General features: G+C 70.1%; 17 protein-coding genes. 9 read left to right on the top strand and 8 right to left on the bottom strand.

Annotated elements, in window-relative coordinates; genetic code table 11:
• Positions 1 to 123 precede the first annotated feature (123 nt).
• Together V3W47_RS03945 and V3W47_RS03940 are read left to right on the top strand one after the other, a co-directional pair.
• On the top strand, positions 124 to 1,011 hold the full coding sequence (locus V3W47_RS03945) for a C39 family peptidase (protein WP_331823870.1): 888 nt from the start codon (positions 124 to 126) through the stop codon (positions 1,009 to 1,011).
• A gap of 358 nt (positions 1,012 to 1,369) precedes the next feature.
• Positions 1,370 to 1,999 (top strand): class I SAM-dependent methyltransferase, encoded by a 630-nt coding sequence (locus tag V3W47_RS03940; RefSeq protein ID WP_331823869.1) that lies wholly within the window; start codon positions 1,370 to 1,372, stop codon positions 1,997 to 1,999.
• A 12-nt stretch (positions 2,000 to 2,011) separates the two neighbouring features.
• Here the strand turns inward: V3W47_RS03940 and V3W47_RS03935 are convergent, their stop codons facing one another.
• The 4 genes from V3W47_RS03935 to V3W47_RS03920 all read right to left on the bottom strand — a co-directional run bounded on the left by V3W47_RS03935 (position 2,012) and on the right by V3W47_RS03920 (position 4,531).
• Positions 2,012 to 2,269: a hypothetical protein gene (locus V3W47_RS03935; protein ID WP_331823868.1), complete on the bottom strand. Its 258-nt coding sequence runs from the start codon at positions 2,267 to 2,269 to the stop codon at positions 2,012 to 2,014.
• On the bottom strand, positions 2,266 to 2,739 hold the full coding sequence (locus V3W47_RS03930) for a S1 domain-containing protein (protein WP_331823867.1): 474 nt from the start codon (positions 2,737 to 2,739) through the stop codon (positions 2,266 to 2,268). Before V3W47_RS03930 ends, V3W47_RS03935 begins: the two co-directional genes overlap by 4 nt.
• A 99-nt stretch (positions 2,740 to 2,838) precedes the next feature.
• A complete protein-coding gene (locus tag V3W47_RS03925) occupies positions 2,839 to 3,765 on the bottom strand; it encodes a ParB/RepB/Spo0J family partition protein (protein ID WP_331823866.1) in 927 nt (308 codons plus the stop codon).
• Entirely contained in the window at positions 3,758 to 4,531 is a 774-nt protein-coding gene (locus V3W47_RS03920) for a ParA family protein (protein ID WP_331823865.1), read from the bottom strand. Before V3W47_RS03920 ends, V3W47_RS03925 begins: the two co-directional genes overlap by 8 nt.
• Before the next feature lie 297 nt (positions 4,532 to 4,828).
• Between V3W47_RS03920 and V3W47_RS03915 the strand changes: the two genes are divergently transcribed.
• From V3W47_RS03915 to V3W47_RS03900, 4 genes are all read left to right on the top strand, one after another.
• Positions 4,829 to 7,123, top strand: coding sequence for a putative bifunctional diguanylate cyclase/phosphodiesterase (locus V3W47_RS03915; protein ID WP_331823864.1), 2,295 nt, complete (start codon positions 4,829 to 4,831; stop codon positions 7,121 to 7,123).
• A gap of 542 nt (positions 7,124 to 7,665) precedes the next feature.
• A complete protein-coding gene (locus tag V3W47_RS03910) occupies positions 7,666 to 9,057 on the top strand; it encodes a replication initiator protein A (protein WP_331823863.1) in 1,392 nt (463 codons plus the stop codon).
• 88 nt (positions 9,058 to 9,145) lie between these two features.
• Complete coding sequence (locus tag V3W47_RS03905; RefSeq protein ID WP_331823862.1) at positions 9,146 to 10,699, top strand: diguanylate cyclase domain-containing protein; 1,554 nt, start codon at positions 9,146 to 9,148, stop codon at positions 10,697 to 10,699.
• A 69-nt stretch (positions 10,700 to 10,768) separates the two neighbouring features.
• The gene (locus V3W47_RS03900) at positions 10,769 to 11,770 is read left to right on the top strand and encodes an HD domain-containing phosphohydrolase (protein ID WP_331823861.1); all 1,002 of its coding nucleotides are present in this window, start codon (positions 10,769 to 10,771) and stop codon (positions 11,768 to 11,770) included.
• Here V3W47_RS03900 and V3W47_RS03895 read toward each other — a convergent pair.
• The 3 genes from V3W47_RS03895 to V3W47_RS03885 form a co-directional block, all read right to left on the bottom strand.
• Complete coding sequence (locus V3W47_RS03895) at positions 11,757 to 12,017, bottom strand: hypothetical protein (RefSeq protein ID WP_331823860.1); 261 nt, start codon at positions 12,015 to 12,017, stop codon at positions 11,757 to 11,759. The two genes, V3W47_RS03900 and V3W47_RS03895, sit on opposite strands and share 14 nt — an antisense overlap.
• 159 nt (positions 12,018 to 12,176) lie before the next feature.
• Complete coding sequence (locus tag V3W47_RS03890) at positions 12,177 to 12,368, bottom strand: hypothetical protein (protein WP_331823859.1); 192 nt, start codon at positions 12,366 to 12,368, stop codon at positions 12,177 to 12,179.
• A 63-nt stretch (positions 12,369 to 12,431) separates the two neighbouring features.
• Positions 12,432 to 13,982 (bottom strand): DEAD/DEAH box helicase, encoded by a 1,551-nt coding sequence (locus tag V3W47_RS03885; RefSeq protein WP_331823858.1) that lies wholly within the window; start codon positions 13,980 to 13,982, stop codon positions 12,432 to 12,434.
• A 196-nt stretch (positions 13,983 to 14,178) separates the two neighbouring features.
• Between V3W47_RS03885 and V3W47_RS03880 the strand changes: the two genes are divergently transcribed.
• The 3 genes from V3W47_RS03880 (at position 14,179) to V3W47_RS03870 (ending at position 17,686) form a co-directional block, all read left to right on the top strand.
• On the top strand, positions 14,179 to 15,174 hold the full coding sequence (locus tag V3W47_RS03880; RefSeq protein WP_331823857.1) for a MerR family transcriptional regulator: 996 nt from the start codon (positions 14,179 to 14,181) through the stop codon (positions 15,172 to 15,174).
• Positions 15,175 to 15,538: 364 nt separating this feature from the next.
• On the top strand, positions 15,539 to 16,462 hold the full coding sequence (locus V3W47_RS03875; RefSeq protein WP_331823856.1) for a mechanosensitive ion channel family protein: 924 nt from the start codon (positions 15,539 to 15,541) through the stop codon (positions 16,460 to 16,462).
• Positions 16,463 to 16,624: 162 nt separating this feature from the next.
• Positions 16,625 to 17,686 (top strand): GGDEF domain-containing protein, encoded by a 1,062-nt coding sequence (locus tag V3W47_RS03870; RefSeq protein WP_331823855.1) that lies wholly within the window; start codon positions 16,625 to 16,627, stop codon positions 17,684 to 17,686.
• A gap of 130 nt (positions 17,687 to 17,816) precedes the next feature.
• On the opposite strand, the gene V3W47_RS03865 is transcribed toward V3W47_RS03870, so the two are convergent.
• Positions 17,817 to 18,599: an SDR family oxidoreductase gene (locus V3W47_RS03865; protein ID WP_331823854.1), complete on the bottom strand. Its 783-nt coding sequence runs from the start codon at positions 18,597 to 18,599 to the stop codon at positions 17,817 to 17,819.
• Positions 18,600 to 19,071 lie beyond the last annotated feature (472 nt).

The following is a 19,071-nucleotide window of genomic DNA, read 5'->3' as shown; positions in this document are numbered from 1 at the left end:
GTCTAGTTCTCGTCCATCCCCGATCTAGGTTGGGCACCCGTCACAAAGAAAGCCCTTACGTTCGCTCAAGGGGAGTTCAACGACGGGATTTCCCCTCCCGCACGGCGGCCCGCACACTGGGGCATGTTCGCCAGATGGCTCCCCCTGACGCTCCTCGCCCTCGTTGGGGCGGCGTCCGCCCAGCCCGCCAGCGTGACCTTGCAGAACATCCGCTATGAGCGTCAGGGACCCGACAACTGCGGCCCCGTGACCGCCCTGACCATCGCGGGCTACTACGGCACCCGCATCACCCAGGCCCAGGCCGTGCGCGCCCTCAAGGACAGCCCCCGCGACCCGCAGGTGACGAGCCTCGAACTCGCCGCCTACCTCGGGCGCTTCGGGCTGCGGAGCGTGATCCGCTATGCCGGAAGCCCGGAGCTGCTGCGTGGCCTGCTCGCGCGGGGCATCCCGGTCGTCGTTCAGCAGCGGCTCAGCCCCGGCAGCAACGTCGCCCACTTCCGCACCGTGTACGGCTACCGCAACGGCGAGTTCCTGACGAGCGACCCCCTGCGCGGCCCGGCCCTGCGCCTGGGCACCGCCCAGATGATGGACCTGTGGCATTTCTACAACGGTGAGTACCTGATCGCCTACCCGCCGAGCAAGGAGGCCGACGTGCGCGCGGTCCTCGGCAGCGACTTCGGGGCGGCGAACAACTGGCGGAAGTTGCGGCAGATCGGCCAGCAGAACGTGAAGGCCAGTCCAAGCGACCCCTACCACTGGTGGGGACTCGGCAAGGCCAACCTGCGACTCGGCAACACCCGCGAGGCCGCCGCCAACTTCGACCGCGCCGTGGCCCTCGGCGTTCCCACCCTGTACTACCTCTACCGCCAGGAGGCGTTCGAGGCGTGGACCCAGGTCGGCCAGCACCGCAAGACGCTTACCCTGACCCAGCGCACCTTGCGCTCCTTCCCCGGCAGCAAGGAACTTGTGCGCTTCCGCGACATTGCCCGCCGCGCCCTCGGCGAGGCGTAGGAGGGGAACCGGGAGAACAGCGCCGAGGGGCGGGATTGGGGGAGGATGGCCGGAATGGCTCCTCCCCTTTTCGTTGATTGCGGACGGCTGGGACGTGTTCAAACGGACTCGAAGCGCGTTTAGGAAGTCAGGCGCACCCTTGAGGAAACACTAGACGTGGAGGCCTTTGCTCCATGAGTTTGCGGCGTTGCAGATTCCACCTTGCAGGGCGGTCGGAAAATGAAGAAGAGCGGCTTCTCCCCGACCCGCCGATGACGGAAGCACCGTCCCGACGCGCCCGAAACACAATTGACAGGTCAAGGACGACACTGCGACCGATCTTGCCCTCCCCCACCGTGCCCCCTTCCACAATGGGCGCATGAGTGACCTGCCCCGTGGAGCCTTCCGGCGCGTGGACGAGACGCCCGACGAGGAGTTCTACCGCCAGCCCCGCTTCGTGACCCATATCGACGACACGGCCATCGCCGCCGTGACGCAGCTCTACCGCGAGGTTCTGCCACCCGGCGGCGCGATCCTCGACCTGATGAGTTCGTGGGTGAGTCACCTCCCGCCCGAGGTCGAGTACCGCCGCGTGGTGGGGCTGGGCCTCAACGAGGCGGAGTTGCGCGGCAATCCCCGGCTGAGCGCCTTCGTGGTGCAGAACCTCAATCGTGACGCCCGTTTGCCTTTCGCGGACGGGGAGTTCGACGGGGCGGGAATCACCGTCTCCATCGACTACCTCACCCGGCCCGTGGAGGTGCTGCGCGACCTCGGGCGGGTGCTCACGCCCGGCAGCCCGGTGGTCATCACCTTCTCCAACCGCTGCTTCCCCACGAAGGCGGTGGCGATCTGGCACTCCCTCGACAGCGCGGGGCATCTGGCATTGGTGGAAAGCTACCTGCGTGAGGCGGGCAACTGGCACGAGATCACCTCTCATGACCGCAGTCCACGCGGGCGGGGCCGGGACCCCCTCTTCGCGGTGACGGCACGGGCAGGGTCGGGGTCGTAGGGGCGGCCCAGCTCAGGGGATGGTGAACTCCACGGTCTTGTCACGCGGGTTGGCGCGGAAGCCCTCGAACTTCACCTCTGTCAGTGTGCGAAAGGTCCGCCCGTCGGCGGCGTGCGCGAGTTCCACGCCGCCGACGCCGTTCGTGTCGGTCCAGGTAACGCGCAGGTTGTTTGTGCCCTTTTTAAGGAGGCGGGTCACGTCATACTGGTTGTATTTCTGAGAATTCCCCACCGGTTGATCGTTGACGTACACCGTGAACGGCTGATTCATCGTGATCGGGTTGATAGTGAGGAGCGCCCGGCCAGGCTGACGTTCTTCGCCCCACCCCCGGCCCCGGTGGGAAGGGTGAACTTCGCCCGCGTGCCCTCCGCCGTGGCGCGGAACCCCTCCATCCTGACTTCCGTGATGTCGCGGAACGCGTCCTTCGTCACCGCGTGGGCGATTTTGGCGAAGCCGACGCCCCTGCGGTCGGGGGACGTTACTTGCAGGTTATTCTCCCCTACCCTGACGTAGTTGGACACGTCCAACCGACCAAAGCCCGCGAAGTCGCCCACTCTCTTCCCATTGAGGGTCACGGTGATCGGCCCGCGCAGGGTTCTGGGACTGACGACGAGCAACGTCTGATTAGCGGCGGAACCCGGCGTCTGCGCCCTGGCCCCCCCCAGGAGTGCCCCGACCATGAGGACCCCGGCCCACCCCAGCGGCTTCGCTCCGATACGGCTGCGCTGCTTTTGCGGCATGGGCACAACCTGACGTGGGCACCGGTAGCCCGGATGAGGACAGGTGAAGACGCGGACCTCCCCATCTGTCTTCACGTGAAGACAAGCCGCCTCCCGAACCTAACGCACCCGTTTGCCACGGCCTTTCTTGGTCGGCGTCTCCTGTGGATGCAGGACGCCGTCGAGTTCCGCGAGCAGCTCGTCCACTCGGGCGCGCCGCTCCTCGGGCAGCGTGGCGAGGAAACGTTTTTGCCCCAGCGAACGCACGACGGCCTGACGGCGCTGCTCGTTCGGCGCGTTCTGCCGCCGGGGCCGGGCCGCCTCGGTCAGGGCCGCCACGGTGGCCCCCCCACGGGCGAGGGCCAGCAGGCGGGCGCGTTCGGCCTCGTCGGGCACGGTACCCACAGCCAGCGCCTTGCGGTAGTCGAGACCGTTCCTCACCGCCGCCTTCACGTCAGGCGGGAGGTTGAGGACCCGGCCCTTGTTCCGGAGGAACGACTGCCACTTCTCCCCACCGAGCCGGGCGAAGGCCACGTCCAGGCTGGCGACGCCCTCCGGGTCCTGCTCCGGATCGGCGAGCAGTCGGCGCAGGTGGGTCATCACCTCCTCGTCGGGCACGCCGAGGGCGAGGGCGGCGATGCGGCGTTTGGCCTCGACCTCCTCCACCGGGTTGAGGTCCTCGCGCAGCAGGTTCTCCACGGCGGACGCGGCGGCGGCCTGATCGTCGGTGAGGTCGCGGATGTAGGCCGGAATCTCCGTCAGCCCGGCGAGGCGCGCGGCCCGCCAGCGGCGCTCCCCGGCGACAATCTCGTGCCCCCGCTCGGTCGGTCGCACGAGGATGGGTTGCAGCACCCCGTTCTCGCGGATGCTCGCGGCGAGGTCGCTCAGGCTGGCCGCGTCGAACTCGCCGCGCGGCTGGTACGGGGTGGGGAAGAGTGCGTCCAGCGCGAGGGTGCGGAGCTGGTCGCGGCTGGTGAGGTCGGCGGCCCCGTCGGGTCCCAGCAGGGCGTTCAGGGTCGAGGCCGCGTCGAAGCGCCGCCTAGCCACGGCTCACCGTCACCTTCAGGCCTGTCTGGTCGGCGATCTCCTGGGCCAGCGCGCGCACTTCCTGGGCCGCCGGGCTGTTCGGCGCGAAGACCCCGATGGGTTCGCCCGCCCCCGCGCTGTCGTTCCACGTCGCAGGGCGGTAGTTCAGCGGCTGGGCCAACGGCTGAAGCTGGGCGCGCAGGGCCGCGAGCACCTCCCGGTCGTGGCTGTTGCGGCTGTCGTACAGGGTGGGCACGAACAGGCCGACACGCAACTCCGGGCGCAGCCGGCGATAGGTGTTCAGCGCGGCGAGGACGCCCGGCAACCCGTTGAGGCCCTTCGCCCGCGTGGGCACCGGCACGACCAGTCGGTCGGCGGCCAGCGCCGCCAGCACCGCGAGCTTGCCGAGGCTCGGCGGGCTGTCCACGAGCACAAGGTCGTAGTGGCCTTGCACCGCCTCCAGCGCGTACCGCAGGTTGAGGGTCGCGCCCTCCTGCGCCATCATCTGCCCCTCGGAGAGCGCCATGTGCAGGTTGCTGGGAATCAGGCTCAGGCCGTGCGTTCGCAGCGGCTCGGGCAACCGGGCGTCCCCGCTGACCGCCACCCCGAAGGCCGTCTGCTCGTCGGGCACGAGGCCATGCCCCAGCCAGGCGCTGAGGTTGGCCTGCGGATCGAGGTCGATGAGCAACACCCGCAGCCCTGCCTGCGCGAGCGCGTGCCCCGTGTTCAACGCGAGGCTGGTCTTCGCCGCGCCGCCCGCGTGGTTGAAAAAGGTGAGCGTGAGCATCCGGCCCCAGCATAAACCCAACGGTGCCACCTCGTCTGTCTTCACGTGAAGACACGCCCTGAACCCAACGATGTCATGAGGAAGAAATGAGTGGAGGCAGTGGAAGATCATGAAACGCCGCTTCCCCTCGAACGCAAGAGACTCAGCCTGTCTTCACGTGAAGACAAGGCGTCCTGAACCGCCCTCACAGCTGGGGAGCTACGCTTTGCCGGAGGGAAGGCCGGAGGGGAGGAGGGAGAGCTATGTCCGTGGAGATGCCGTCTGAAAGACAACTTACCGAGGGTAGGATTTGAACATATGACTGCCCAACGGCGTCGTCACGTGTGGATCACGCTGCTCTATCTCCTGGGGTGGCTGGCCCTGGACGCGGCGGCCCAGCAGTTCAATACGGTGCCGGGCGTCTCGGTGTGGTATCCGCCCTTCGCACTCGACTTCGTGCTGCTCCTCGTCTTCGGGCTGCGTTATTGGCCCCTGCTCATCGTGAGCAACGTACTGCACGAACTCCTGATCACCCCGCAGCCCCTGCCGCCGCTACCGCTGCTGGCATCGGTCGTGGTGGCGGTGGCCGGGAGCACCCTCGCCTGCGTGGTATTGAGGCACCTGCGCTTCGACGCCCGGCTGCCCCGGCTGCGCGACGTGCGGCTGTTCGTGCTGGTGGCTGTCTTCGGGGCACCCCTGATCGTGACGACGGCGCAGGTGCTGTGCCTCGTGTGGGCCGACCTCGTGCCCTGGGGACGGGTGATCGAGCGCACCCTGCAACTGTGGGCGGGCACCGCCACGGGAATCGGGATGCTCGCGCCGTCCCTGCTCCTGCTGTTGCGCCGCTGGCCGGGGTTGTGGACGGCGGGCCTGCCGGTTACGGATGAGCCTGTAGGAAGTGGAGGGCCGGGGGCAACTGCTCCCATATCTCTAGCGCCCAGGCTGGCGGGACGACAGCGGCTCCTCACGCTCGGGCGGCGGGTTCTGGAGGGGCTGGCCGAGCTGAGCGTCGCCGGGCTGGCGCTGTGGATCGGGTACGGGGGACCGCGCGGGGGCACGCTCGACTTCAGCTACGTGCTGTTCGTGCCGCTGCTGTGGACGGCCACCCGCCACGGCTTCGAGCGCACGGCGCTGGCGGTCCTGGGCCTGAACGTGGGCGTCGCGCTGCTGACGGGCGGGCCGGACATCCGGCGCACCGACGGGCTGGCGCTGCAATTCGGGCTGCTCACCGTGACCGTCTCCGGGCTGCTGCTGGGGGCGGTGATGCGCGAGCGCCGCCGCCTCACCGAGCGCCTGAGCGAGCTGGCGCTGCGCGACCCCCTGACCGGGCTGGGCAACCGCCGCCTCTTCCACGAGCGCGTGGCGCAGGCCCTGACGCGGCGGCCCCCACCGGCGGGCACGCTGGCGGTGCTGCTGATGGATTTCGACGACTTCAAGACGATCAACGACACGCTGGGCCACAGCGCCGGGGACGAGGTGCTGCGCGCGGTGGGGCGGCGATTGGAGGTGAGCGTGCCCCCACCGGGCGTGGTGGCGCGGCTGGGCGGCGACGAGTTCGCGGTCCTGCTGGAGGATATGCGCGGCCCCGGCGAGGCGGTCAGGATCGCCCGTCAACTGCTGCGGGTGCTGGACGAGCCGGTTCCCGTGGGCGACCAGAGCCTGCGGGTGGGGGCGAGCGTGGGCGTCACCGTGTGGGACGGGACGGGGGAGGACGGCGAGACCCTGCTGCGCGACGCCGATGTGGCACTCTACCGCGCGAAGGCGGGGCGGCGCGGGCAGGTGCAGCTCTTCGACGCCTCCATGCATATCGCCGTGCTGGAGCGGGTGGAGCTGGAGGCCGAGCTGCGCGCATCGCTGGTTCGGGGAGACTTCGAGCTGCATTACCAGCCGCTCGTGGACGCGCCCACGGGCCTCCCGACGGGCGTGGAGGCGCTGGTGCGTTGGCGGCATCCCACGCGCGGCCTGCTCACACCGGACGCCTTCATGCCGCTCGCCGAGGAAACCGGGCTGGTGGTGCCGCTGGGCCACTGGGTCCTGCGCGCGGCCTGCCGCGAGGTGGTGGACTGGACGGGAGCGCCCGGCAGCCCACCCCCCACCGTGGGCGTCAACCTGAGTGCCGCGCATCTCGCCCAACCCAGGCTGGTGGAGGAGGTCGCGGCGACGCTGCGCGAGACGGGCCTCGCCCCGGAGCGGCTGATGCTGGAGATCACCGAGAGCGTCCTCATACGCGACCTCGACACCACGCTGGGAACGTTGAGGGCGCTGCGCGGCCTGGGGGTGCGCCTCGCCGTGGACGATTTCGGGACCGGGTACTCCAGCCTGAGCTACCTGCGACACCTGCCCATCCAGGACCTGAAGGTGGACCGCGCCTTCGTCACCGACCTCGAGCGCGACGCGGCGGCCACCGAACTCGCCCGCGTGATCGCCGTGCTGGGCCGCACGCTGGGCCTGAATACCGTCGCCGAGGGGGTCGAGACCGCCCAGCAGTACGCCCGGATTCGCGCGCTGGGCTACACGCTGGCCCAGGGGTACTACATCGCCCGGCCCCTGCCCGCCGACCAGGCCCGCGCCCTGGTGGAACAGGGGCGTCCGCTCGTCTCCCAGACCGTCTGAAGCTCGGAACTCGACTTTTTTCTGTTCTGCACGGGAGTTCTTCGGGTTCGACTCCTCGATGTCCGTCATGCCCGAAGGTGGGGGAGAGGGACCCCTTTTTGCGAAAGTTTCGCACCCGAAAACCAGATTTTGCCTGAGACACACTTGTGGGATTCGGGCGTTTTGCCTGAGACACACTTGTGGGATTCGGGCCTCCCGCCTGAGACACACTTGTGGGATTCCGGGCCTCCCGCCTGAGACATACCTGTGGGATTCGGCTATTTCCCCACAACTGTGTCTCAGGAGACCCCTGAGACATACCTGTGGTGTTTGCTGAGACACACCTGTGGTGTTTTTTGGCCCCCCTGAGACATACTTGTGGTGTTTTGGCTCATCTGCTGAGACACACTTGTGGTGTTTACTGAGACACACCTGTGGGGAAAGAGGGGGTATGCGCCCTCCTGGCGCGGGTATGCAGGTGGCCTCTGGTGGTGTTTCATCATTATGTTTTACAGATATTTTTTCTTTCAGATCAGATAATCTGTTCACCACCAGGGAGACGCATGAACGACCCCAAACTCGCACGGTTCGACGACCTCAACTGGGGACGGCTGAATCTGGTCTCGGCCCAGGACTCGGTGGAGGGCCAGCATTCCTGGCGCGTGACCTTCACGCAGGGGGACCGGGTGGTGCGGGTGGGGTGCCGGGCACTGCCGGAGCTGGGGATTCCGCACGGCATCGACAACGACGTGAGCAGCGCATTGATCGACCACTACATGAGCAGCGGTTTGCCGGAGGACGGCGAGATGACGCTGGCCGTCACGGACCTGCTGCGCCTGGCGGGCTTTCACCGCAACGGGCGCTACCGCACGATGCTCGCCGAGAGCCTCGACCGCCTGCACACGACCTCGTACGAGATCAGCGGCGGATGGCGCGATCACCCGAATCGGCGCTGGACGACCGCGAAGTTCCACTTCATCGAGCTGCTGGAATACACCCACCACGGCGAGTCGGGCCGCTTCGACGACCGGAGCATGTTGCGGCTGCGCCTCGCCGAGCCGCTGGTCGCGTCCCTGCGGAGCGGGTACACCAAGCCGCTGAACATCGAGTTCATGCAGTCGCTCTCCCGGCCCCGCACGCGGATCATCTTCCGGCTGCTCGACGCCATGCGCTACCACCCCGAGCGGCCCGACGAGGTGATCGACGAGTACGAGGTGGGCCTCATCGAGTGGGCCGACCAGTGCAAGCTCCCCAACGGTCGCCCGGATGTGGTGCGCCGCGCGCTGGAGGGGCCGCACGAGGAGCTGCTGCGCCGGGGCTACCTCCGCAACGTGACCCTGGACGGGCGCGGCAAGAAACAGCGGCTGCGCTACGAGTTCTCGCCCGAATTCACGCCGATCAGCCCGGCGCTGCTCCACCGGTTCCGCGTCCACGGGGTCGCCGACGGGATGGCGCGGCAGCTCACCCGGCAGTACACCGCTTCGGTGCTGATGACGCGCATCGAGCTGTTCGAGCGGCTGCTGCGTGCGGGCCTGCTCAAGATTCGCAAGACGCCCGCCCACGCCCTCGTCCACCTCATCCGGCACCCCGACCAATACCCGGAACCCGCGCCGGGCAAGGCGGGCAAGGCACTGAGCGACCGCGCGCCGGGGGACACGCCCGCCCCGACCGTCCAGCGTGTCGCCCCAGGTGCCCCGGAGGAACCCAGCGTGGACGTGACGGCGGAACTGCGCGGCCTGGGTCCGGCGGAGGCCGCCGCCTTCACCGCCAAGCGCGTGTCGTTGCTCTACCACCGCAAGTTCACGGCGGCCCACCTGGATACCCTGCGCCACCAGCTCACGGTGGGGGGGCTGGACGGGGCGGCCCTGCTCGTGGAGGCCCACCACCGCCTCGCGCGCATGGACGCGCAGGGATTCGTGGACGATCTCAAGGACCGCCTGGCCGCGCTGAGCTGAGTTCGCCTGAGACACACCTGTGGTGTTTTGCCCCGCCGCGCCCCTGTAAGACTTCTGGAGCAGAGCGCCGCCTACCCTGATTCCCGACATGCTCGTGGCGCTTCCCACCCCTGAACTCGCCCGCCTGGAGGCCGTCTCGCGGTACGCCATCCTCGACACGCTGCCGGAGGCCACCTTCGACCGGGTGGCGCAGCTCGCCGCGCAGTTCTTCCGGGTGCCGGTCGCGCTCGTAAACATCATCACGACGGAGCACTCGTGGAGTAAGGCCTGCGTCGGGGTGGACCTGCGGCAGATGGACCGCCAGCTCTCCTTCTGCGCGCGGACCATCGAGCAGGACGGGGTGTTCGTCTCGCTGGACCTCGCGCGCGACCCCCGGTTCGTCAACCACCCGCTCGTGGGTGGGCCGGGAGCGTTCCGCTTCTACGCGGGTGCCCCGCTCCGCACGCCCGACGGGTACAACATCGGGACCCTGTGTGTCCTCGACCACGCGCCGCGCGCCGAGGTGACGGCGGTGGAGCGTGAGGCCCTGATGGGCCTGGCCGCCCTCGCCGTGGACGAGCTGGAGCTGCGCCGTGCCCGCCGCGCCGCCGAGCGGGAGGCCGAGACCCGGCAGCGGCTGGTGGACGACCTGCGCCGCGCCACCGCCCACGCCGAGACGCTCGCGGCCCTCTCCGCCCTCGCCGACCTCGACCTCGACCCGCAGACGCTGGTGGGGTCCGCCGTGGCCCTGCTCGCCCAGCTCAGCCCCCTGGACTGGGCCGGGCTGTTGGGGGAGAGGGAGGGTCAGCTCACTGTCGAAACGATCTGGTCGCCGTCCGGGGAGGCCCCGCCACCCCCCCCATTCCTGCAAGCCCCTACGAGGGCCGTGGAGGGCCTGCTGAGCCGGGCCATGACCTGGGAGGCCCCCTGCTTCCTGGAAAGCCTTTTGGGGGTCTCTGAGAAGCCGCACGGGGCGTTCCCTCCCTGCGAGTGGATGGAGGAGGGGATGCGGGGGGCTGTTCTGGCCCCCCTGGGGCAACTTCACGGCATCCGCTACCTGCTGGTCGCCCTGCGGCGGGAGGAGCGACCGTGGGGCCGGGCGGAGCGCGAGTTGTTCCAGGTCGCCAGCCGCACCATCACGGGGGCGCTGCTGCGACAGGACCGTGAGGACCACATGCGGCGCGAGGCGCGGCACGACCCGCTCACCGGGCTGGAAAACCGCCGCTCCCTCGACGAGCTGCTCGGCGCTGACCTCCCGCCATGCGCCGTGGCCGTCCTCGACCTCGACGGCTTCAAGGCGGTCAATGACCGCGAGGGCCACGCACGCGGCGACGTGCTGCTGCGGCTCTTCGCGGGGGCGCTGGCGGCGGAGCTGCCGCCCGGTGCCTCGCTGTACCGGCTCGGCGGGGACGAGTTCGTGGTCGTGCGGCGGGGCGTGGATGACCGGGCGAGCGCCGAGGCCGCCGTGCTGGAGCAGATCGACGCGGCGGTCGCCACCGCCCGCGCCGCCGGCTTCCACGAGGTCGCGGCGTCCTTCGGGGTGGCGCTGTGGCCGGGGGAGGCGTCCGGGCCGGCGGCGACCCTGCGGCTGGCCGACGAGCGGATGTACGCGGACAAGCGGCGGCGGTCTCCTGCCATAGAACCCTCCCCCACTGGGGGATGAAGCTCTGCCTTTACTTTGAATTTGCGAGATTTGGTGAGTGTGCGGGCGAACTTCCCCTACCCTTCTCACGTGTCCTCCGAAGCCAGTCAGGCCGCCTACCTCCTGCCCCTTCAGCCCGAAGACGGGTACCATCGTCTTCTCGACGAGATGCCGGTGATGCTCTGGACGGCAGACGCCGACGGGGTCTGGGAACATGTGAACCGGGCGTGGGTGGACTACACCGGGCTGGTGGGGGGCACGCGCGGCTTCGGGTTCGAGGAGGCGCTGCACCCGGAGGACGAGGCACCCACCCTGGCCGCCTGGACGGGGGCCGTGGCGAGCGGCAGGAACTACGAGATCGAGTACCGCCTGCGGAATCGTGACGGGGAGCACCGCTGGTTCATGGTTCGGGGGGTGCGGGTGGACGACGGCGCGGGCCGCCGCCTCGCCTGGGTGGGCACCTGCACCGACATCGAGGAGCAGAAGCGGGCGGAGGCCGCCGCCCGCGCGGCCCACGAGGCGGCGGTGCGGGCACTGGGGCTGGCGCTGGAGGCCCGCGACCGCGAGACCAAGGGCCACACCGACCGGGTGACGACCTGGGCGACCCGGCTCGGCGCGGCGCTCGGGCTGGACGACACGGCCCTGGAGGCGTTGCGGCTCGGCGCGTACCTCCACGACATCGGCAAGCTGTCGATCTCCGACGCCACGCTGCTCAAGCCCGGACCGCTCGACGACGCCGAGTGGGAGACCATGCGCGGCCACGTGCTGGAGGGCGAACGCTTCGCCGCCACCCTGGGCTTCCTCCCGGCCCCGTCCCTGGGGTTGATCCGCGCGCACCACGAACGCTGGGACGGCTCGGGCTACCCGCACGGGCTGAGCGGCGGGGCCATCCCCCTCCTCGCCCGCATCTTCGCCGTGGTGGACGTGTACGACGCCCTGACGAGCGAGCGGCCCTACAAGCGGGCCTGGACGGCACATGAGGCCGCCGTGGAACTCCGGGCACAGGCCGGGCGACAGTTCGACCCGGAGATCGTCAGCGCCTTCCTGCGGCGGCTGGAGGCGGACGGGAGAACTGAATTCAGCGGCGAATGATGAGCTGCCCCGCCTCCTGATCCTCTGGGGTCGCCGGGGCAGACTCGCCGACGGCGGCCCTCCATCCTCCGACAGGCCAGGTCATGAACTCGGCGGCGGTCGGGCGAGGCCGTCCAGGCAGGAAGCGGACGACCGGAGAGGCTGAGGTGTCCCCGGTGGCCGGGCATTCCCGGCGCAGGGCCAGCGCCTCCCGCACGAGGCGGACCTGTTCGGCGTCAACCTGGGCCTGCACCTGGGGGTCGGTCATGCGGGCAGTCTGACGGGGGGCTGATCACAGCTTTCTTACGGGGTGGTCAGTTGTGGGAAGGTTCATTCGGGGTCGCCAGTCGCCAGAGAAAAGCGGTGGCCCCGACGTACTCAAGCTCGTCGGGGCCACCTTCGGAAATAACTTTTGGAGAAGACCTGATCAGCCCTGCTCGGCGGGGGAAACCGTCGCCTCATCCGCCGGGAAGCGGCCCAGGTGTTCGGTGCGGGCCTGCTCGGCCTCGTCGCGGGTGGCGAAGGTGCGGGGCTGGCCGCGCCCGTCACTGAGGCGGAAGCGGTGCTGAGGGTTGCCGGGCGTTTCCGCCGGGCGCGTCACCATCACGACGTAGGACATGGGCCAAGTCTTCGGCGGGAGGCGGGGGCGCGGCTGAGAGTCGGGTCAAGGCCGCGCTCGTCTTCAGCGCCGCCCGCCCCGCCTGGCCCGCTGCGGCCCCACCCGGCCCCCGCCGACTCCGGCGGGCTGGGACGTGGCGCGTTGAGGCTGACCCCGGTTCTCCTGCGTGCCGCGTCCGGCGGATGGGCGGCCCTGGTTGTGCCCGTTCCCCGCACTCCCACTCACCGCAGTGGGACGCGCGGACCCCGACCGTCCCCGCCCGCCCTCGTCCACCCCGTTGCCCGACCCCCGGCCCTGCTTCTCCTGAATGGCGCGGTCGATCTGGCCCTCCTCGGCGGTGAGGGGCGGCTGGAGCACGCCCGGCAGGCCCCGGCGCACCGTCTGCCACAGGCCGCGCTGCTCGGGGATGAGCATCACGAGGTTCACGCCCGGCCTGCCCGCGCGGGCGGTGCGGCCCGAACGGTGAACGTGGTCCTCGGCGGTGGAGGCCACGTCGAGGTGGATGACGAGCCGCACCTCCGGCAGGTCGATGCCGCGCCCGGCGATATCGGTGGCGACGAGGATGCGGGACTTGCCCTCGCGCAGCTCTTTCATGGTGTGCTCGCGCTTCTTCTGGTCCATGTTGCCCTGGAGGGGGCTGACGATCTCGCCGGGCAGAAGGGCGTTCAGCCGCTCGGCCCGCCGCTTCACGAGCGCCTTTGTGCGGCAGAAGATGACCACGCAGCCGCCGGGTTCGCGCAACGCCTCGCGCGTGCGGCGTGCGGCGAGTTCGAGCAGGTCCGCCCGCGTCGTGTGAATCAGGAGGTGGGTGGCCCCCGTCGCCCCGCCGAGCACGTCGCCGCTGGGCTTCTCCGCTCCCTCCACCCGCGCGGGCGCGATGTCGATGCGCGCGGGGTCGTGCATGAAGCGCTCGGCCACCGCCCGGATCGCCGCCGGAAAGGTCGCCGAGGCCATCGCGATCTGGAGGGGCCGCGTGCCCGTCGCCGACTGCGCCGCGTTCAGGATGTCGCCCACGTCCTTGAGGAAGCCGAGCGACAGCAGCTCGTCGGCCTCGTCCAGCACGACGTACCTCAGGCCAGAGAGGTCGAGTTCCCTCCGCGTGATCAGGTCCTTGAGGCGGCCCGGCGTGCCCACGATGAGGCCCTTGCCGCTCGCCTCGGCGCGGGTCTGACCGGGCGTGATGCCCCCGGTGATGCGCCCGGCGGGCATCCCGAGTTCGCGGGCCACGTCCCGAATCTGCACGGCGAGTTCGCGCGTGGGCGTGACCACGAGGACCTCGGGGCGCAGGCCGCGCGTGGCGGTCGTGCCGATGCCTCGCGCGGCGGCAGGGATCAGGAACGCCAGCGTCTTGCCGCTGCCCGTGCGCGCGGTCGTGATCACGTCGCGCCCGGCGAGCAGCACGGGGATGGCCCCCGCCTGCACGGGGGTCGGGGTGCGCCCGCCGAGGAGGGCCTGCCAGTCGGAGGAAGTGCCGTTCGGCACGGCGGGCGTGGCTTCCTGCCTCTGTGCTTCGCCTCCCCGGCCACCACGGCGGCGGGAGGTGCGGGCCTGTTCGGTGCCCGCCTCGGAACGGTTCTGGTCGGCGGGGATGGACTTGTCTTCTGTCTTGGTCATGGAATCCTATCTGCGGCCCCCGGAGGGGCGGGCATTCGTCGGCATCCTCGCGGGTCGCGGGTGCGGCAAGGGGTCAATCTACCCCCTTCTGCCCCCATCATGCCCGGTGACGGTCTGCTCAAAGCGGGGAGAGGTCACGGACGGTTCCCGGCGCGGCGCTTGACCTTCCCCTTCGGGCAGGGTCCAGACTGACCCCGTGAACGAGACGCCGCAGGTCCGGGAGCCGCCCACACGGCGACTCACCATCGGGGCGTTTGCCCGCGAGGCCCACCTGACCCCCAAAGCACTGCGATTGTACGACGCGCTGGGGCTGCTCTCGCCCGCCCTCACCGACCCGGCGAGCGGCTACCGCCTGTACGCGCCGGAGCAACTGCCGCGCGCCCGCCTCATCGCCCTGCTGCGGCAGCTCGATATGCCGCTGACGCGGATAGCGGCGGTGCTCGACCTGCCCGGCCCGGAGGCGGCGCGGGCGGCCTTGGCGTACTGGCGCGGGGTGGAACGGGACGCGGAGGCCAAGCGGCGGCTCGTTCACCACCTGGAGACATTCCTTTCCGGGAAGGGAGACACCATGTACGACGTTCAGACCCGCGAGGTCCCCGAGCAGAAGGTCCTCACCCGCCAGCGCCACCTCCTCGTCGGTGAGTTGCCGGGCTTCATCGACGCGGCCTGCCGCGACCTGTACGCGGCCATCGCCGCGTCCGGTCTGCGCGCGGGACCTCGTTCCTTCGTCATCTACCACGGGCGGGTGGACGAGGAGAACGACGGCCCGGTGGAGGTCTGCGTCCCCTTCGGGGGCGGCCCGCTCGACCCGCAGGGCGACCTGCGCGTCCGCCTCGAACCCGCCCACCGCGAGGCCTTCACCAGGGTCACGAGGGCGCAGTGCGAGTTCCCCGGCATCCTGGAGGCGTACGACGCCGTGTTGGGTCACGTCCGGGGGCAGGGATGGCGGGAAGCGGCCTCCCCCGCGAGGTGTACTTCGTGCCGGAGAGTGCGGTGGGGCCGGACGACCCCTTCTGCGACATCGCGTTCCCCTTCCGTGAGGAGGCAGGTTCGGACGGTTGATCCGGGGCGGGTGGGGGAGGGGAGAGGGTGCCTGGCCGTGGGCGGTGGGCTGGTGGATGACGGACGAGAGCGGTGGGTCGGTTCGGTTTCTGAAGACGCCCTGCTCGCTCAACCTCTTCCCTTGATATGAATTGCGAATCGGGGAAAAGGAGCGTTTCTGCCGTCTGGCAGCAGGACGAGCGGTGCTCGTCACCCCTCCCCGACCCTCCCCCACAAGGAGGGAGGGAGAAAAGAGCACATCTGGCACGCTTGTTTTCTAGCTCACATCAGGCGTTCAAACGGGAGGAGCAAAAAACAGAGTTCCTCGCACTCCCAGGTCATCCACGAAGGGCTGTGAGCAAGACCGAAGGCGGGTGCTTCGGCTCTTTCTCCCGCTCATGGCCTTTCCTCGTCGCCTCGTCACCTCGTCACCCCCTGTTCCGCTGGTCGCTGGAAGCTGACGGCTGGCCGCCCCCGCAAGTCAGGACCCCCGACCGATGCCGTAAGTTAGGGACGTGAACCTGAACATTGACGCCGCCTGGACGCGGCTTCAGGGGATGCTCCAGGGGCTGATCGCCGCCCTGCCCAACGTCATCATCGGGCTGGGCGTCTTCGTGCTGTTCGTGTTCGTGGCGGGGCTGGCCCGCCGGGGGGTCTTCGCGCTCACCGGGCGGGCCGGGCACGAGGGGGGCACGGCGCTCGTGTTCTCGCGGCTCGCGGGGTGGGTGGTCCTCGCGCTCGGCGGACTGGTCGCGGTGACGATCATCGTGCCCGAACTCAACGCCGCCTCCCTCTTCGGGGCGCTGGGGGTGGGCGGGGTCGCCATCGGGTTCGCCTTCAAGGACATCTTCCAGAATCTGCTCGCGGGGCTGCTCCTCCTGCTCACCCGCCCCTTCCGCATCGGCGACCAGATCGTGAGCGGGCCGCACGAGGGCACGGTGGAGGACATCCAGGTACGCGCCACCCTCATCCGCACCTACGACAACCGCCAGGTCGTCATCCCCAACAGCGAGCTGTACACCAACCGGGTGGTCGTGAACACGGCCTACGAGCACCGTCGGCTCGACGTGGCCCTGACGGTCGGCTTCGGCGAGGACCTCGCGCGGGTCAAGCGGGTCATCCTGGACACGTTGGCGGGGCTGGAGCAGGTGCTGGACGACCCGGCCCCCGCCGTCCTCGTGCGGGCGTACGGCGAGTCCGGCATGGAGCTGGAGGTGCGCTTCTGGATCGCGCCGCCCATCCGCCGCGAGGCGAATATCGCGCAGGACGAGGTGCTGGAGGCCATCACCCCCGCGCTGCGGGCCGCCGGAATTACGCCCGCGCTGCCCGCCCGGCGCGTCCTCCTGCTCGCCGGGGGGGGTGAGGGGGACCGCAGCGCGGGGAGTGACGACGAGAACCCCGTGCCCGCCGGGCGGGTGGGGGAGAAAACGTCTCGATGAAGGTTCGCCGCCGCTCACCCGTGTCAGAGTGTTGTTACTGACGGGGGGCGATCCTGCCCTCACCTGCCCCGCCTCCCCTCCCCTGTGAGGAGTGACGAGGTGGCCGCCCCAGCCCCTATGCCCACGTCCCCCACCCCGTCACCGATCTTTACCCCCGAGTATGTGCGAGCGCTCGAGCGGGTGGTCGGCGGCATTCTGCCCGTCGTCGGCGTGACCGAGGTGGGGCGCGCGGCGCTGGAGTGGACGACGCATCCGCTGGAGGCGTGGCTCAACCTGCTCGTCGGCATCCTGTTCCTCCTGGGTACCGCCGGAATGGCGCTGTTCCCGCGCTCGCGGCTGCTCGTCATCCGCTTGGCCTTCCTCGGGCTGGTGGGCCTCACCCTCGCGTTCGAGGCGTTGGGCTACCGGCTGCTGCCCCCCGGCACGGGCGCGGCGGACGCGGCCTACCTCCTGACGGGCCACCACCTCTACCTGTCGCTGGTATTGACGGTGTGCTGCTGGCTGCTGTTCCCGCCGCCGTGGGCACCCCGGCTGGCGCTGGCCGTGTACGTGGCGGGCCTCGTCGTCCAGGGCTGGAGCGGCGGCGCGGCCCTTCTCGCCGGGGAGGCCACCGCCGGCGGGGTGCTGAGCCTGCTGCTCCACCAGGCGCTCGTCGGGGGCTGCTTCTACCTGCTGATGCAGGTGCTGACCCTGGTGTACGTGCGGCAGGCGCGGCTGGAGCAGGAGCGCACCCGACTCGACCGCTTCGCCCACCTGGACCCCCTCACCAACCTGCTCAACCGCCGGGCCTTCGATCAGGCCCTGGGCACCGCCGCCGGGAGGGCCGACGCCGGGCCGCTGAGCCTGATCACCTTCGACATCGACGCCTTCAAGAACGTGAACGACACCCACGGCCACCCCGTCGGCGACCGCGTGCTGCGTGACCTCGCCGACCTCGCCCGGCGGGAGGCGCGGGCGGACGATGTGCTCGCGCGCTGGGGCGGGGAGGAGTTCGCCTGGCTGCTGCCCGGCGTGGACCTCGCCGCCGCCTCCCGCTGCGCGGAGAGGTTGCGCGCCGCCGTGGAGGCGCACGACTTCGGGGTGGGCCGGGTCACGCTCAGCCTCGGCGTGGCCGCCTGGCAGTCCGGCGACACCCCCGACACCCTCTTCCAGCGTGCCGACGACCTCCTCTACGTGGCCAAACGCGGCGGGCGCAACCGGGTGGAGGTGGCCCTCGCGTCCTGAGCCGGCGGTGGTTCGGAAGGGCGAGCGTGGCTCGCCACCCCCCTCCCCGACCCTCCCCCACAAGGAGGGAGAGAGAAAAGAGCACGTCCTTGCGTGACCGGACTCTTCGGGCCAACTCCGCCCTCGGCGTTCAGCGCAGCAGGGACGCGCCGCCGTCCACGTAGATTTCCACGCCGGACACGTGCCGCCCGAGGTCGGAGGCGAGGAAGAGGCAGGTGTCGGCCACGTCCACCGGCTCGCCCAGCCCCTCGTTGAGCGCCGGGCTGCCCTGGGGCAACTCGACCTCGATGCCGATGCGTTCGGTGTGGCGCTGCTCGGTGCGCTCGCCGATGTGCGTCTCGATGGCCCCCGGACACACCGCGTTGCAGCGGATGCCGTGGCGACCCAGCTCCAGCGCGATCATCTTCATGAAGGCGACCTGTCCGGCCTTCGAGGTGCTGTACGCGCTCGCGCCGGGGGTGGAAAAGCTCCGGGTGCCGTTCACGCTGCTCGTGATGAGGATGCTCCCGCCGCCCGCGCGCTTGAGGTGCGGCACCGCGTAATGGACGGTCAGGTAGGTGCCCCGCAGGTTGATGTCCAGCGTGCGGTCCCACTCCTCGGGCCGCAGCTCCTCGATGGGCGTCCACACGCCGTTGATGCCCGCGTTGGCGAACACGATGTCGAGCTGCCCGAACCGCAGGGCGGTCGCCTCGATGGCCGCGCGCACCGCCTCCGGGTCGCTCACGTCGCAGTCCACGTAGGCCGCCTCGCCGCCCGCCGCCACGATCTCGTCCCGCACGCGCCCCCCCTCCTCGGGCTGCACGTCCGCGAGCATCACCCGCGCGCCCTCGCCCGCGAAACGCCGCGCCGTCCCCGCCCCGATCCCGCTCGCGCCCCCGGTGATGAACGCCACCTTGCCCGCTAACATCCCCATGTCCGTCTCCCTTCGCCCCGCTGAGAAGTCCCAACGTCAAAAGCGGTGTGTCGCGTGTGCCGAAGCCGCCCGAGCGCCGGAAGCGTAGAAGCCCCGGCGAGCCGCGTCAATGGCCCCGCCCAACGGTGAACGACGAGTTCACGGGGCAGGTGAGACCGGGAGACACGCGGCTCTCGGTGGAAACGGCCCCTCACCTCCGAGTCCCTCACGCCCGAAAAGTGGCGGACAGAGGGCGTTTGCAGGTCCCTGTATGCCCCCTCAAGGCTCCGTTCCCAACAGCAGGCGAACTGGAGCGGGCCGGGGGCATGTCTCTGAAAGCCTCCCCCCGCCCGGCACCCCATTTGACGGCCCCTGTGAGCGGGTGTACCCTGCCAGCACGGAAAATCTCCTATACACTCAAAGGCGTCCGCCCTTCGCTCTTTGTCTAGGCCTTGTTCAGCCCGTCCCCACGCTGACCCCTTCCCTGGGGTGG

The sequence above is a fragment of the Deinococcus sp. YIM 134068 genome, from assembly GCF_036543075.1.
GTDB lineage: Bacteria > Deinococcota > Deinococci > Deinococcales > Deinococcaceae > Deinococcus > Deinococcus lichenicola.
The sequence above is the reverse complement of the archived record's forward strand: the minus strand, read 5'-3'. Positions and strand labels throughout refer to the sequence as shown.

Excerpts from the sequence above, each read along its gene's own strand:
- V3W47_RS03945 (WP_331823870.1), top strand. The coding sequence starts at position 124 with ATGTTCGCCAGATGGCTCCCCCTGACGCTCCTCGCCCTCGTTGGGGCG.
- V3W47_RS03940 (WP_331823869.1), top strand. The coding sequence starts at position 1,370 with ATGAGTGACCTGCCCCGTGGAGCCTTCCGGCGCGTGGACGAGACGCCC.
- V3W47_RS03935 (WP_331823868.1), bottom strand. The coding sequence starts at position 2,269 with ATGAATCAGCCGTTCACGGTGTACGTCAACGATCAACCGGTGGGGAAT.
- V3W47_RS03930 (WP_331823867.1), bottom strand. The coding sequence starts at position 2,739 with ATGCCGCAAAAGCAGCGCAGCCGTATCGGAGCGAAGCCGCTGGGGTGG.
- V3W47_RS03920 (WP_331823865.1), bottom strand. The coding sequence starts at position 4,531 with ATGCTCACGCTCACCTTTTTCAACCACGCGGGCGGCGCGGCGAAGACC.
- V3W47_RS03915 (WP_331823864.1), top strand. The coding sequence starts at position 4,829 with ATGACTGCCCAACGGCGTCGTCACGTGTGGATCACGCTGCTCTATCTC.
- V3W47_RS03910 (WP_331823863.1), top strand. The coding sequence starts at position 7,666 with ATGAACGACCCCAAACTCGCACGGTTCGACGACCTCAACTGGGGACGG.
- V3W47_RS03905 (WP_331823862.1), top strand. The coding sequence starts at position 9,146 with ATGCTCGTGGCGCTTCCCACCCCTGAACTCGCCCGCCTGGAGGCCGTC.
- V3W47_RS03895 (WP_331823860.1), bottom strand. The coding sequence starts at position 12,017 with ATGACCGACCCCCAGGTGCAGGCCCAGGTTGACGCCGAACAGGTCCGC.
- V3W47_RS03890 (WP_331823859.1), bottom strand. The coding sequence starts at position 12,368 with ATGTCCTACGTCGTGATGGTGACGCGCCCGGCGGAAACGCCCGGCAAC.
- V3W47_RS03885 (WP_331823858.1), bottom strand. The coding sequence starts at position 13,982 with ATGACCAAGACAGAAGACAAGTCCATCCCCGCCGACCAGAACCGTTCC.
- V3W47_RS03865 (WP_331823854.1), bottom strand. The coding sequence starts at position 18,599 with ATGGGGATGTTAGCGGGCAAGGTGGCGTTCATCACCGGGGGCGCGAGC.